The organism is Sporosarcina limicola (assembly GCF_014873855.1).
Classification (GTDB): Bacteria; Bacillota; Bacilli; order Bacillales_A; family Planococcaceae; genus Sporosarcina; species Sporosarcina limicola.
Window position 1 is genome coordinate 37237 of sequence record NZ_JADBEL010000014.1, and the last position, 15369, is coordinate 52605.

At 37.8% G+C, this 15369-nt stretch carries 13 protein-coding genes; 7 read left to right on the forward strand and 6 right to left on the reverse strand.

The window, feature by feature from the left end; translation table 11 throughout:
- Positions 1–15: 15 nt before the first annotated feature.
- From H4683_RS12790 to brxF, 5 genes are read right to left on the reverse strand one after another with little or no spacing between them, the layout of a single operon-like run.
- Entirely contained in the window at positions 16–744 is a 729-nt protein-coding gene (locus tag H4683_RS12790; protein WP_192599216.1) for a hypothetical protein, read from the reverse strand.
- Between the two features lie 17 nt (positions 745–761).
- Positions 762–2669, reverse strand: a complete 1908-nt coding sequence (pglZ, locus tag H4683_RS12795; protein ID WP_192599217.1) for a BREX-3 system phosphatase PglZ — start codon at positions 2667–2669, stop codon at positions 762–764.
- 18 nt (positions 2670–2687) lie between these two features.
- Positions 2688–5573 (reverse strand): DNA methyltransferase, encoded by a 2886-nt coding sequence (locus H4683_RS12800; protein ID WP_192599218.1) that lies wholly within the window; start codon positions 5571–5573, stop codon positions 2688–2690.
- 15 nt (positions 5574–5588) lie between these two features.
- On the reverse strand, positions 5589–9290 hold the full coding sequence (locus H4683_RS12805; RefSeq protein WP_192599219.1) for a DUF6079 family protein: 3702 nt from the start codon (positions 9288–9290) through the stop codon (positions 5589–5591).
- Positions 9291–9304: 14 nt separating this feature from the next.
- On the reverse strand, positions 9305–9751 hold the full coding sequence (gene brxF / locus H4683_RS12810) for a BREX-3 system P-loop-containing protein BrxF (RefSeq protein ID WP_192599220.1): 447 nt from the start codon (positions 9749–9751) through the stop codon (positions 9305–9307).
- 284 nt (positions 9752–10035) lie between these two features.
- On the opposite strand from brxF, the gene H4683_RS12815 reads away from it, so the two are divergent.
- The 7 genes from H4683_RS12815 (at position 10036) to H4683_RS12840 (ending at position 14277) form a co-directional block, all read left to right on the forward strand.
- Complete coding sequence (locus H4683_RS12815) at positions 10036–10398, forward strand: helix-turn-helix domain-containing protein (RefSeq protein ID WP_192599221.1); 363 nt, start codon at positions 10036–10038, stop codon at positions 10396–10398.
- A gap of 147 nt (positions 10399–10545) precedes the next feature.
- The gene (locus H4683_RS12820) at positions 10546–10872 is read left to right on the forward strand and encodes a nucleoside triphosphate pyrophosphohydrolase (RefSeq protein WP_192599222.1); all 327 of its coding nucleotides are present in this window, start codon (positions 10546–10548) and stop codon (positions 10870–10872) included.
- On the forward strand, positions 10865–12394 hold the full coding sequence (locus H4683_RS22175; RefSeq protein WP_338062467.1) for a DEAD/DEAH box helicase family protein: 1530 nt from the start codon (positions 10865–10867) through the stop codon (positions 12392–12394). The genes H4683_RS12820 and H4683_RS22175 overlap by 8 nt, the downstream gene beginning before the upstream one ends.
- Positions 12395–12412: 18 nt before the next feature.
- The gene (locus H4683_RS22180; RefSeq protein WP_338062468.1) at positions 12413–13294 is read left to right on the forward strand and encodes a P-loop NTPase family protein; all 882 of its coding nucleotides are present in this window, start codon (positions 12413–12415) and stop codon (positions 13292–13294) included.
- 109 nt (positions 13295–13403) lie between these two features.
- Entirely contained in the window at positions 13404–13550 is a 147-nt protein-coding gene (locus tag H4683_RS12830; protein ID WP_192599223.1) for a hypothetical protein, read from the forward strand.
- A gap of 3 nt (positions 13551–13553) precedes the next feature.
- The gene (locus H4683_RS12835; protein ID WP_192599224.1) at positions 13554–13931 is read left to right on the forward strand and encodes a type II toxin-antitoxin system RelE/ParE family toxin; all 378 of its coding nucleotides are present in this window, start codon (positions 13554–13556) and stop codon (positions 13929–13931) included.
- Between the two features lie 109 nt (positions 13932–14040).
- On the forward strand, positions 14041–14277 hold the full coding sequence (locus tag H4683_RS12840) for a helix-turn-helix domain-containing protein (protein ID WP_192599225.1): 237 nt from the start codon (positions 14041–14043) through the stop codon (positions 14275–14277).
- Between the two features lie 207 nt (positions 14278–14484).
- On the opposite strand, the gene H4683_RS12845 is transcribed toward H4683_RS12840, so the two are convergent.
- Positions 14485–15333 carry a hypothetical protein gene (locus tag H4683_RS12845; RefSeq protein ID WP_192599226.1) on the reverse strand — a complete coding sequence of 283 codons (849 nt, stop codon included), beginning with the start codon at positions 15331–15333 and terminating at the stop codon, positions 14485–14487.
- Positions 15334–15369: the final 36 nt, after the last annotated feature.

Here is a 15369-nt window from a genome sequence, read left to right on the forward strand (position 1 = left end):
CCTTTTAAAAAAACCTCACTCAAATGAGTAAGGAATTTCAGGGTTTCTTTCAATGATTGTATCCCGTATATTTTTAATAATGGTAAAGCGCTGTTCATTTAACCCACTTACACCTATATGGAAATCGAAAGGGAAAAAGATTGTGCTATTATTCACCATCTCAAGTGTGACACTATTTGTTTCTAGATGGTCCATTAACACTTCAATCATCAGCTGGTTCAATTCTCGTGAATGAACTTCTATGCGCTCTTCAGGCATCCGATAAACACCTGGAGAAACCATTTTTATTAGCCCCCAGCCTTTAACTGTGGAAAAAACTGCCCCAGTTGCGACTTCCACACGACGACGATCTCCATAAAGGTTCTTCATCTCGGCAAGTACTACACGGCTTCGAATCTCATCGGCCATTCGGAAATGCTTTCCTATATGGTTAACTTGTTCTTTAAAAAATGGATAAGCCAAACAAGTCATGCACCAATGCAATAAATGCTTTTCGGCTCTCGTCAGCGTTGGATACAAATAATGCGCATAGTCACGAATAAGTCGATGGTTTTCTTCGACAGACCACCATGTTTTCATAATAATTGCATGTGCACAGCGTCTTGACGCAGGACCTTTAATATCGCCCATCAAATAGTCATCAAGTAAGCTATGCATATTTGCTATAGGCATCTCATTAAATTTCTCTGCCACAAAGTTTAGTTGGTGTAGTAGAATTTTCTGATCAAAACCCACTGCTTTCATAATTGTGTACCCGCTTTCTAACGATTTACTTTTACAAATGGGACAATTATTTCTTCCAGATGAATGCCACCATGAGTTACAATTTTATCGTTTTTCGGCACAAATGCAAAATTGTTTTTTGCTAATAGTACATGATAATCACTCGGTAGGCTATCACTATCCCATGGAATCGTTTTTTCATGTTCACTCGCAGTCTGATTACGAATATTTAATGAACTATAGACCCTTACGCGCTCGCCTTTTGACTCTACTGTCACACCTTCATGGATTCTCCCAATCCCGCAGCACTCTACATTGCCATGATCCGAAGTCAGATACACTTCAAAACCTTCATCTACTAAATCAGACATCATTTTGTGTAAATAATTCGTGTTGAGCCATGTATGAAGTTCTGAGAAAACGGTTTGGTTCCCTTGTATGGCACCGTGCATAAACTGGTCAATCACATCTATTACTGCCCCATAAACAATTACGGAAGGCGAGTGTCGATAAGCAAGGGCTTCCTTATCATAAGCCTTTAATCCTAACGATTTTTCGTAAGCTACGTTTCTGCTAGATAAACCTTCATTCTCCCAAAATGTAGACCATAATGATTTTTCTTTTCTAGTTGTATCAATAGTCTCTGCGAAGTGACGTGGTTCCAGACCAGAAAAAATTGCTTGCCTGGAAACCGATGTTAAACTAGGTACCCACGCAAAAACGGCATCCTCTTCAAATGACCATGACTGTTTTAAAAGTGTTTCTTTAATCATATTCCACTGCGTAAAACTCATACCATCTAGTACGATCAGTGCTAGTTTTGTGCCTGCTCTTTTAGCTAAGTAATGCGGGATTTGGTGTACCATCTTTGGCTTAGGCAAAACCGGTAACGTACGCAATTGTTGATAGTCAGAAAGCATCCAGTGTTCGAATGCCTCATTGGCTATTTTAATTTGTGATTTGAAGTCATCGTCTAACAGCTCTTTTTTCAGCAATCTACTTTGAAGTACCCCTAGTTCAATCGCAAAATTTACCCAATCAAATCTGCCAAATGAATGGTAGTCTTGCCCGAATAACTCTTCTTTATCAACGCAACCGGAATCACTTTCAACTTCTTTCATGACTATTCCTGGTTGCATCCATTTTTCGTAATCTACGGTTGACCGAACTTCGATGGGTAGAATAAAATCCCTCATGCATCTACGAATAAACGGATCATCAAAGTAAGCATTGCCATAATAGTCCTTTTTCTCTGCCACTTGTCCATTTGAATAATTTAAATAGCCTTTTAAATAACTATTCCATTGTTCATTTAAATGGCTATATAACTCGCCTTCAGAAGCTAAACACTCAAAAATAGGTATAGATACGAGAACACGTTTTTTCATCAAACTTTGCCGTAAGCGCTCAATAAGTACATTTGGCAATGCTACTTTGAACCGTTCAAAATGGAGCAATGCTGCTTTCACTATACTAACATCGTTTACAAGCGAGGCAGCATCCATCATACAAACTTCACGTAAAATAAAGTCTGCTGTCTCATTTATAGAAAGAGTCGTTAAACAACGTGTATGAGCGTCGAATAAATCTTGGAACATTTCAACAGGACATTGTACAGCAATCGAACGATCAAAGTTTGGGAAGAGCGTTTCAAATGATAAAGTTAAGCGATTTGCATCTACATATACATCATAAGGAATATGATTGAACTGATGGTCTTGAATCACAATAAGTAAAGTAGGTCGCTCTTCTCTCTCAATGTATCTGAAAGTTGTTTCATATGCATATCGAAAGACAACCGGATCATCATAAAAATGCACTATAGTATTTTGTGCTTGCAGCATTTCTTGTACAGTTTTGTCCCGTAACAATTCCTGCTCATCTGATACGATGTAAAGCGACCCTTTACTTGTAAAATACTTTGTGATTTTCTCCTGCCAACTCAACCAAATCCCCTTCTTTCCTCACATACCTAAGCGAACCTGTGCATTATCAAAGTACATTAGTAATTTGTCATCTTCTTGGATAACGGTTTCAGGTAAACGGTCACCCACTGTAACAATTTTTTCATAGTCTTTCTCGCTCCAAGCTTTCTTAAATCCTGCACGAACAGCTTCTGTACGGAACTGACGCAATTTCTTTTTATGCGTACCCAACTCTTCTACATAGTTTTCAAACTCACGCAAAAGTGTTTTTTCACGTAGTTTCTCCAAGTCAGCTTGTTTATTTGGATCGGGAACATACCAACGATTCATTGCTTTTTCTTTCAACTTTTCATCTGTATTCTCTAATCCACGGAACTCATGATAATTTCGACGTAAGTAACTTCCGATTTGATCTGGCACGGCCTCATCGCCTTCAAAACGTAAAAAGTTTTGTGCTAGTAAATCATCTAGTTCAGGCAATTGTTCATGCTTCGCAATATGCTGAATTTCTTTCATAAATTGTGGATGTAAGTCTTGGCGAGTTTGAGGCTTCCTCATTAATTGCTGACGAATCCATTCAATTGCACTATTTTCATCTGATACGAATAAACTCATTTGCGAAAACTCTTTTACAAGGGTACGTTTCTTGTCATACTCAGCTACTTGAGACTCTAAGAAGGCCATTCCATCTCTCATTGGGAACTTTCGCATTATTTCAATTTGGAATTCTGCTGAAGAAATAGGTACAGGAAAACCATTTTGTACATAATACGAAACTAATCGGTCGTATAATATTCTTGGAGTACGTTCAACAATAAGCCCAACTTCAGACTTATTACCAACAAACGAAGGTAATAATTCTAAATACTGTTTCACAAAAGACCAATAAGATTGATTTGTTTGATTTTGCACGAAGAATTGTGACGAAATCGTCTCCAAAGGTTTATACGCAGTAATAACTAAATCTTGTGTTACCGATGTAGGATTTGTCTGGGCATTATAAGTTCCTTGACCTTTATGTAAAGCAGCCACACTAATAATCATAAAGCCTGATTCTTGTATTGCTTGTTGAATAGCATTCCAAATAGACGCTTTCGTATTAGAAAATTCTACTGTCATCCATCTATTTGGTTTTAATACTCTAAAGCATTCTGTAAATCCAGCACTCATTAATACTTTATAATCTTCGATGGATTTTTTCTGAGTTTTATTTACGATAGCCTCAAGGTTGTTATTGGTGAAAACTTTTAACCATGATTCCCATAGGAAATTTAGTTCTGAGTACATAAGATTGGATCCGAATGGTGGATCTATAAATATATAGTCTATAGATTCACTAAGTGTTTTACTAAAGTAATTAGCACCCATCGCTGAACAACTAACAACATTAGGTGATTCACGTTTATATAATTCAGCTTTTTCGATATCTTTTAATTTATTTTCGAGTAAAATAAAAATATTACGTTCAGCTACATTTCCTGGTATATATAGTGAGTTTGGTAAAGCCCCGGCTAAATTTATACTTCCATTCTTCAGACCAATATTGTGTAATAAACTTGCTGTTTTTAGTAAGATTGATGTTAAAGTTAATTTAAGTACTTTATTATCCTTTGCTTTTTCCCATAAAATTGAAAGCAGGTACATATTTCTCTTTGTATAAAAATGATGTGTATGTGTGATTCCAGATTTATCATTTCTACGTGCTTCATCACCTTCTGGCATTCTTACGATAGGAACAAATAGATTGGATTTTTCAAGTTCATCCTTTGCTAAATGCTCAATAAGTAAATCAAATTTACTGGCCTTTTTTAATTGCTGTTTTCCGTTTACTTTATAATTAATTCGTACAATAGGTTTGTTAATTACTGAGATAGTTTTATTTAAAAAAGTATCAATTTCATCGATGAAAATCTTCTCTGTATTCTTTTTTTTCAATTCCGCATGACAATTGGGACATTCAAAACCGTCTGTTACACCTTTATCAATTGTCACATCCCACAATTTCATTTCATTTAAACAATGTGGACATGCCATTAAATCACTTTTAATAAAATAGTTTACCTCATGAATTTTATTTTTATCCAGTGTATCTAAATTTAATTTAAGCTCTTCAAGATTAGTTACATTTTCATAATTAAAATCAGTATCTTCGTCTATAGTGGTATAGATCCAGCTGAGTTCTATTCTTAACGATTGAATTATTTGCTTTGCCGTAAGAAGATTTTCATTAAATTCAATCGGGTTATTATAATTGTTAGATATGTGAGTAGCAACAGGAGATAAATCGTTTAGAATTGCTTTTCTTTCTCCTATCTTTGAAATTTTTTTTGTAAAACGATTTCCAACATCATCTATATAATCTTCAAAAATATCGCCATTAGTCTTCACTAAATAGCCCATTTCCTCGAGGATTTGTTTATTTCCACAAAGCGAGGAAGCGACACCTGTCATTCCAGTTCCACCAAATCCATCTAGAACAATGTCACCTGGATTTGTGTAATGCAAAAGGTAGCGTACTATAGCCTTCGGAGGGACTTTAGTGTGGTAATTATGCGCCATATAAATCGGGTCACTTCTCCCTTCACTTACATCCGCAGCGAATGGTTCTCTGTGATATTCTTCATTTAAATCTCGATTATATATCGTTATTTTCTCATTTTCCCATTTCTCTACAAAATCGGAAATCCAAGGATTCGGACATGCTGTGTAGTATGGGGGATCAGATAAAGCAATAATATCCTCCTCATCTCCGATAGGAAAGCCTTCAATTTGCTTTAGTTCCGGTAGTTTCTTTCGTAATTCTTCACGAAAGTGTTGTCTTCTTGCTTCTTCATTTTCAAACGTCATGCCTAAGCAGACAACTGGTGTGTTGTCTGCCACAGGCTGTTCATTTAATAACGAGAGCTGTTCTGGATCATGTGTCATTTAGAATCGCTCCTCTTATTTTTTTAGCATAATACGTACTTGGTTGGATGGTATATTCCCTACTGTCCTATGAATCATTTCTTCGAAACGTTTTCGAAGTTCCTCAACTGTTAATGGACTTCCATTTGCCATCATCTCTTCAATATCTATTAACGATACTTCTACCTTATCAATCCCTTTTAATAGATCATTAATTGCTTGGATTAGACGAACATCTACGGGTAACGTAAATGCTTGATTAGTGATAAGTTCCGCTATGAGCGTTTGTTGCTCAGGTTTTAGAAGCAAAATATTTTCTTTAACTGTTGCATCATTGAAGTTTGTTAATAATGTTTCAGTCCAGTTCTCAAATATGTTAGGTAGCTCTTGTTCGAGATTTTTCAGCATGGCTTTTTCGTTTGTTGTTACTTCTGTTGGACGGAACTTACACTCCGAACACATCGGTGCATGTTGTAAATTGTCCGCTGAAACTTGATAGCATGTTTTTAAACCAACCAGTGCTTTTTCCCAATTGATAATTTGTTCTCTTGGCAAAATGGAAATATGCGCTGCTAATTCTTTCAACCCTTTTAATGTTGAATCTGAATGTAATGTGTTTTTCAATATGTTTTCAATAGCATTGAGTCGCGATTTATCATGTGCTTCAATATAGAGTTGAATGTACTGCTGTTTTAACGTATCAAGTGCAGCTAATTCTTTCGATGTGTCATGGTGATGTTTTAGGGCATCTTGTAATTCGTCAAGTGCTTCATCTACGTTTTGTGACCACCCAGATTGGCTCCCCATATTCGGTTGTGCAATTTGAAGATAACTAACGTGCTGCTGGATTTCCTTAATTTGTTGTTCCAGTTTAGTGAAGGAGGCTAGTTTTTCAATCGCCACTTTTTGCTTTTCAACTGTTGCTAAGTCATATTTCAAGTTGCGCATTTTTGCTGGTGTATTATAACGTTTTAATCCTTCACAAAATCCCTTGAATTCCTCAAGTACTTCAATGTTTTCTTGAATTTCCGCATTATTTAATAATTGACCATCCCATGTCGGGAAGCCTTTTTTTATAGTTTGTATGGTGCCTAGTGATTCATTAATAGCATTATTAGCCATTTCAGTAACTGTTACTATCGTTTTTTGGAGCATGTCCCCTTCATAGTTTGGGATGGAGACATCAAATAAACCAAAGATTGCATTTAGTACTTCAACAGGAAGCCCTGTTGGTTTTTTCACATGACTAAATTGCGTTAGTTTTGATAATGGTAATTGAATATATTCATTTATACTAAGTGCATTGTAGGTTTTATTTTCAATCGTTACTTCAATGGCACCAGTGCTTATCATTGCACCTAGTAAAACAACTAATAATTCTGGTTCTAAATGATATTGCCTCGTATACTGCAAATCCTCGACACCACGAATAAAGACAGTCTCAATCAACTCGCTATGGTTCACGACTTGACCATGACCTTTTGAATCTAGTAAATCGACAATCCACTTAGCATAACCGGATTGCTTAGTCGATATTTTTTGTGTGGAATCAAACAAGACAAGACCATTTAAAATGGCGGCTCCTTGACTCGTTTCCTTACCAACTAGGTACTGTAATGCATCTTTTACGTATGTCTCTAAATTTTTCCTTGTTAAGTAAGAGTCTTTAATTTGGCGAAATGAAGGGTAGCCTTCATACTTTTGCTCAAACCAACCTGACAACATTTCTTCCGAAACAAAGTTAATAATTTCCTGAATCGTAGCATGAGCTGGAAGTAACATGCCGAAATCAAGCACAGTCCCTTTTTTACCTTTATAAGTGATTTCAAAAGTGTGTACAAAATATTCATTTAACCATTTAGTTAGTTCTTTAAAATAGCTATCGATTTTTCTAGCATATAAACTTTTTGTGGCTGATGTTGCATCTAGTCTTAAATCATTTGCAGCCGCATAAAGCTTTAAGAGCTGATTAAATCGATCATCTGTCTGCTTGAACTCGAAGAACAGTTCATCAGCTTTTTGTTCGTCTTTATATATTGTTTTCATGTATGGTCGTATCATATAAATATAAAAGTCACGCTCAGGCTGCGCTGTTGAACGTTCATTCGGTGCACCAAAGAATAGGTACCCTTGACGTGTGACTCGATTAGCATTCCAAGGTAAATCATGTCGCCATATTTTATAACCCGTTACGTAAGTATTATCATCCAATGTTATGACTTGTTTTAATATGTCATAGTAAAAACGATCCAATTTATCCTCTTCAATCGTTTCTGCACGTTGTGTGATTAGACTGTCGATATCGATATCTTTCTTTAAATCCAAATAATATTGACCATTCGATTCATTTGTAGATAAGTATTGGAAACTTACTGTCTTTTGAATTTCTTTTGTCGCAGCATCTACCGTAGATTTCAAGAAATCTGCTGGATCATCTTCTTCTAGGAGCATATCGTTACTACCAGTTAGACTTAAAAATAAATCATCACGTAATTCTTCTGCTGTTAAGCCCACACTGTCATAAATGTCTACCGTAGATAAACGATTTAACGCAAGAGCATCTACAATCCGTAACGCCATTGGTTTGTAAATACGTTTCGCATAAGCATTTTGCACACGGTCTTTTAAAATTTTGGCTTTATCTAGTACTTCGGCTACTTCAGGGATAGCCTTATATGATGGGTCTTCCTCGATGAATTTCCAGTAGCTATCATACGAAATCAAACCCGGTGCCCCTTCAGGAACTTCCTCGTTAATAATTTTATTCATTTCGATACTAATCGTCTTTAACGCTACCCGCTTCTCAATATTATTTACTTTTTCAAAAGCCGTTAAGTAACTTGGATGGATAGGGAATAAGTTTACAAATGATTCCATGTCTTCATTTAAGCGATGGTATAATGTCGTGTACTTTGATAGATGTTCGCGAATTAATGCCCTTTGCTCATCGGTTTTCTTCAACAGGCGCTCTGATACGACATGTGCAATATCTTCTCGAATAATTCGGACTTGATCAAAACGTTCTTTCACACGACGTAACGGTTGTGCAACATAGCTGAATCGTGGATTATCAAATAGCATTTCTTGAATACCTGCAATAAAACGGAAACGAGTTTTACTACAAATCTCGCCAATTTCACGTAAGAATCCCAAATCCAGTGTTAATTCTTGTTCTTTTCGTCCACGTAAATAATCGAGTAGCTCGTCGACAACAACTAATAAGCCATGTTCGGGATATTGTTCATTGAAAAAGCCCATCATTTCTTCCAATGCATCTTTGTTGTTCGTAATTTGATTGAACGCCGGGAAAGTGAAGTCGATTCCTAAGTTTGCCAAACCATCTTCAATCGATGTACATAAAATATCTCGTAGTGATGTACCCACACTACCGATTTCCAAACGGATAACTTTAAATTTCCCTTCAATCTCTTTTGCTTTTTCAGCCACAGCTTCATTCGAAATATGTTCACTTGCCCCTTCGCGCTCAGCAATTGTTGAAATAACACTCATTAAATGTGATTTACCCGTTCCGTAGTTCCCTACAATGAGCAGACCTTTATTATCAGTAGCACGTGTAAATTGTAGCTGGTTAATAATAAGCTCATTTAATTGCTCTGCCATACGTTCAGAAATGACATATGTATCAAGAAGATGGAAGGCGCGTTCTTTGTCATTTGCATCTGTTAATTGAATGACAGATTCAATTGGTTCGAATTGTAATAGATCTCTATATTGCAAAATAATCGCTCCCTTTATTTGATGACCAACGCATCGTCTGTAGGATAAACTCGATATTCGGGATGTCCAGGTTCTGCTTGAATGAAATGGCCGTCATGGATATTTCCACGCCAAGCTATAATCAGTGTTTTATTTTTGCTAATGTTTTCAAATAGATCAAAAGGATTTATTTGTAATGATGGTTCAAATAGCAACTCAAAATAATCAAGACAAATAATTTCTTCAGTCATTGCATTTAGACGCTGATTTAAATAATCTGCTATTTTATAAGGTCGTCTGTTTATTTGGATGCCTTGCAGCAATTTTGCTAACTCCAAATTTAAATTGAGATACGGAATATTACATTCTGAGCTGTAATTTTTTACGGTGTTCCCTGATTTATGTTCATGAATGAAAACTTGCTTAAAATATCGTTTCTTTAGGTCGGGAATAATGTTTTTTAACTCTATGATGAATTGCATATTTGAAATATTGATCCCCCCTAATTTGCAGGTCTTGCCAAAACGATTTGATTACAAATTCTTATCGTAATCTCGACTTTTTTTAAGAATAAATAATTTAAGACTAGCTTAGATATTTGCTATAAACAGGATGAAACACGCTCTTTTTACAACTGCTTACAAACGTAATATAAAAAAGCTCTCACATGTACACTATAACGTATATTACATAACTTTTGTTCTTTTTAACTGATAATCATTTCCCAACAAATTCTTTACCCTTTAAGGTAAGGGGTGATTCACAAATGGCAGCATCTTCGGACCTCATCAAACTGGTGGGCGAACAATTGAAATTTATAAGAGAAGAGAAGGGATTCAAGCAAGAGAAGTTAGCGGAAATGGCTGGCATTGCGCACGCACGTATTTCAGAGATTGAGACTTTCAAAAGTAATCCAACGTTAGAAACGCTAGATAAAATTATTGATGCGCTAGGCATTTCGCCGTTGGAGTTTTTCCACTATCAAAAGCTGAATACTATTGCTGATATAACGAACAAAAAGCTATTAATCGATATCCATCGAAGTATTTTGTTAGAACGTGATCTCGGTGAGGTTAAATATGTGGTGAATACGACTAAAGAGTTTTTAGAGACAATCGATAACAAATAAGAAAAGTGCCAAGCATCCATACAGCTAGAAACTGTACGGATGCTTGGCACTTTTTCACTTTATTCTCCCCCATTTCTCCAAACCAAACCCAACATGCTATCATATAACTAACAGTTTCATAATTTCAAACAAATGGAGATGACACTCATGCCAATCTACAACAAACTTGTACGCGACAACATCCCAGCAATCATCGAAAAAACCGGTAAAACATTTACAACTCGTCTATTAAACGATGAGGAATACATAACAGAAATCAATAACAAATTGGGCGAGGAATTAGCCGAGTACTTGGAAACAACAACGACTGAAGATGCACTGGAAGAACTTGCGGATCTATTAGAGCTCATTCATGCTGCCGCTGCCTATCATGGGTCTACATTTGAGGAGCTTGAAAAAGTGAGAGTGGAGAAAGCGGAGAAGCGCGGGGGATTTAATGAACGGATCTTTTTACTGGAAGTAGAAGATGACTGACGTTCGTTTAATTACATCAAATTTAATCGATACAATTAGCGAGCTGACGCGTACAGCGGATACGGTCTACTGGATGACTGCTTTCGCGATGCAATCGGGTGTGCGACTTGTACTCCCCCATTTACAGGAGGCCATTGCACGTGGTGCAGAGGTCAAAATTCTTGTTGGGGATTATTTATTCATTACACAGCCGGAGGCGCTAGCGTTATTAGTTGAGCATGTCCCGCAGGCCGAAATCCATTTGTATGAGAGTCGCGGCACTTCATTCCACCCGAAGGCGTATTTGTTTCGGAGTGATGCACAATCCCATGTCATTGTTGGGTCGTCGAATCTTTCTAAATCTGCTTTAACTAAAGGTGTTGAGTGGAGTATTCATGCCCCTTCTACTGTGGATGAAGTGCTTTTTGAAACAGCGGTAGCGGAGTTTATGAAATTATTTCTTTCATCAAATACGGTGCGGGTGAATAGTGAGACGATTGCGCGGTATAAAGAAGACTACCTGGAGGCTAATCAGACAACTGGGCTGAGCCAGGTTTGGGAGCCACAAGATGAAATTGAAGTGATGTTTGGCACTCCGGCAGAGCAGGAGGTCATTTTTGAAGAGTCGGCTTCCTATGTTACGAAACAAGCGCCACTGACTCCCCGCCCTGTCCAACTGTTAGCGTTAGAGGCGTTGCAACAAACAAGAGAAGAGGACTATACAAAGGCATTAGTTGTGTTGGCGACAGGTTTGGGTAAAACGTATTTGGCTGCCTTTTTCGCTAAGAGCTTCAAGCGCGTGCTATTCATTGCCCACCGTGAGGAGATTCTTTTGCAGGCGAAGGAATCGTTTAGCCACGTCCATCCAACTCGAACGGCCGGGATTTACAATAGCTTTGTGAAGGAAGATGATGCAGATTTTCTATTCGCTTCTGTCTTTACGCTGGCCTCTGATTTCCATCTGAAAAGGTTTCAACCTGATGCATTTGATTTAATTGTCATCGATGAATTTCATCATGCCACGGCTCCAACCTATGAGCGAATCTTGAACTACTTTACGCCAGATTTTCTACTCGGGATTACGGCAACGCCTGATCGACTGGACAACAAGAATGTTTATAGTCTTTGTGATGGCAACGTGGCGATTTCGATTCATTTCTTAGATGCCATTCGTCGTAATTGGCTAGCTCCCTTCACGTATTTCGGTGTTTTTGATGAAACGGATTATAGTGGGCTAAGATGGAGAAATAATAGCTATGACGATGAGGAATTATTGCTTGTACAAACTCAAGTTGCTTACGCAGATGCCATTTTTACAGCCTGGGAACAGCATAAGCAGACGAGAACCATTGGGTTTTGTTCGTCTGTTAAGCAAGCGGTTTTCCTGAGTCATCATTTTAATAAAGCCGGCTATAAAACGATTGCACTTCATGGGGATTCTAAACGTGACCAGCGACTGCATGCACGGCAACAGCTTGAAGCAGGACAACTTGACGTTATTTTTACAGTTGATTTATTTAACGAAGGTGTTGATATTCCATAGGTCGATACGTTATTATTTGTGCGACCGACAGAATCATTGACTGTCTTTACCCAGCAAATTGGGCGTGGTTTACGTATTGCAGATGGAAAATCGCATTGCGTCATTATCGATTTGATTGGCAACTACCGCAATGCAAATCTAAAAATGCGGGTATTCACTGAGGATGGGCAATTGCCCCCTTCGATTACATCGACAACGTTGGATTTACCCCCTACTTGCGCGATTCAGCTCGATTTGGCTGTTATTAATCTATTGGATGAGATGCAGCGAAAACGGTCTCCTCGAAAGCAACAGCTCGTCGAGGCATTTTTCGAACTCAAAACGGATCTTGGCTATCGACCGACTTATTTGGAGTATCACTTAAAAGCACGGGCTGATTCACGGGCGGTCAAGCAGGAATTCGGTTCTTATATAGGCTTGTTGGCGTATGCCAAGGAGTTGAATGACGTTGAACTAGATACTTTCGATACTTATCGTCAATGGATTCAAGAAGTGAACGGCACGCGGATGACGAAAAGTTATAAAATGATTGTCTTGCAGTATATGCTTTCAAGGGGATCTGCTAACTGGTTGGACGCGATTACTGCTGAAGAAGCTGCTCCGTATTTTTATCGCTATTTGACTGAAAAAGAGTATAGAATGCGAACTGATTTGGCGGATAAACAGAGTAAGGGATTGCGCTCTTATGATGAAGGAAGAATGGCTACTTTGATTGCCAAAATGCCGATGGAGAAATGGAGTGCCTCTTCGAAGGGGTTGATTAGCTATGAGAATGGTGTGTTTTCGATTCATGTTGAAGCGTCTAGAGAACAGGGGGAAATTTTGTATGGTTGGATGGAGGAGGTTTGTGCGTATCGGTTGCATGTTTATTTTGAGAGGAAGGGTTTGAGGATTGGTTAATGGATTATTCTATAAATTACTGGTATAATTTTCATTAGAAACACATATACTAACTATTACTTTTTAAAAAGAAGGTTGTGGTTGTATGTGTAAGAAGGAGGATGTCGATATGTCCACAAAAGAAATAGTAAAACCCACTCCTGAATCTCAAAATAATCATGTGATGAATGCCTTAAAAGAGGTTAAATTGATACAAGCAGGAAAACTTCCTAAAAAATCAGCTAGAGATTTCTTAAAAGAATCTCGTCAACGATAAGTAATGAAGTCGCGATTTAGTACGATTACTACGCCAACTTTTGAATCACGGTATCATAAACTTCGAAAGAAATACCCGAAAATTGATGAAGATTTTGAGGCATTCCTTAATGAGGTTGAACTCGGCGGCGATTTAGGTGAAGATATACCTAACATTATAAAAGACGGCAATAAAGTTTTTAAGAAGAGAATGAGAAATAGTAGTGCGAAAAAAGGGTTATCTGGTGGATTTAGAGTTATTGAATATTTAGTCACAGCTGAAAATACTGTATACCTTTTGGACATATACTCGAAGTCCTACCAAGAAGATATTTCGAAAAAGAAGATTTTAAATTTAATAAAAAGTAGTATTCCTAAAGTAACTTCCAAAAGGCACAATTAACTGACTATTATAATAAAGGGTCCATATAGGACTCTTTTTTCTTTGCTCATCTTTCTAAATTCATTATCCATTTAATATTTTCTAGCAACAGTAAAGGAGGAGTGTTAGCATGAAATGGGCTGACTATAAAAAACAAATAACCCCTTTAGACCCGATTGAAGTTCATGAAATTGAAATCATCGCCCAGCTCATACAACGGCGATTAGAGCTTGGTTTAACTCAACTTGAGGTAGCCAACCGCTCTGGACTGAAGCAAGCCGCCATTGCGCATTTAGAAAAAGAGCATACTATTCCACGCCTCGACACGTTAGAAAGGGTTTCGCATGCACTTGATCTTCGCCGATGACAAACAATCTACTAACGCATCCAGCAGCATGGAACATGTATAAAGTAAGCCCAAACTATAAAAATAAGCATAGCCCTACGGTATTCATGACAAAATAGCCGTCTATGACGATGTTCAAATCGAATAGGTGGCTCATTTTATGGTTTGCTACATGTTGCTTGGATGTTCTTTGACCAGGGCTAGGCTAGTATTGGTCTATCATCTCTCTTACAGACCCGTCCTAAACTCGAGTCGATCCACAACTGTAGGTAAGTCCAGGGTTTTTAGCAACTCAACTACTACTTTCAATACTTCACCATCATAATCGGGCGTAAGGATGTACCAGTAGTAAGCATCTCGAATAAATGCTAACTTTTCCTCTCTAGTTGCACTGGCTAAAAAGTCTCGCATTCGCGTTAGTTCCTGCTCAGTTTGTCGATGTTGGTCATCCAGTTTAAATCGTTGCCCTTTTCTCACCGAATCCGCAGACCCTATAATACCAAGACCATCAAAAGTAGGGATTATCATTTTCTCATGCCGTTCCTTCAATACTTCCTGGACATATTGTTGTACAGGTAGCGCCCCTGTACTGAATGTTTTATGAAATCTTCTAGCTATCATTTCCCTCTTTTTATTCCATTCAACATCTGTGTTGCTGAGGAAATCCTTTTGTATCGCTTCCATAGAGCCTTCATTTTCACAAGGCCAAAAACTCTCCAGCATTTCGACATGTGGCACAGATGACGCTAAACTCAAAAACTCTTGAATGTTCCGGGCCAAATACCTAATAGGTGGATCATTTGTCGGTGAAACGCAGACAATCGGTGCTTCATGCAAGTCGGTTATTTGATCAAAATCTGTCAAGAATCCAAAATGAATACCACCTCCGCCTGTATGCGCAAATGGAATGAGGTCTGGCGGAGTTATGGCATACGCAAATTCGTGGACGATCGGCATAAAACCGATTGTATCGAGTGACTCCCCCTCCTTGTTTAGTTCCTCTTCAAGTCGTATTAACATACCAACTTCCTCGGGAATTGCATACAAGCCATACTCTTTTTTTAACATTTCCTCCATGGTTGTTCCCCCTGTGATTACGTACCCCGGTGCCAG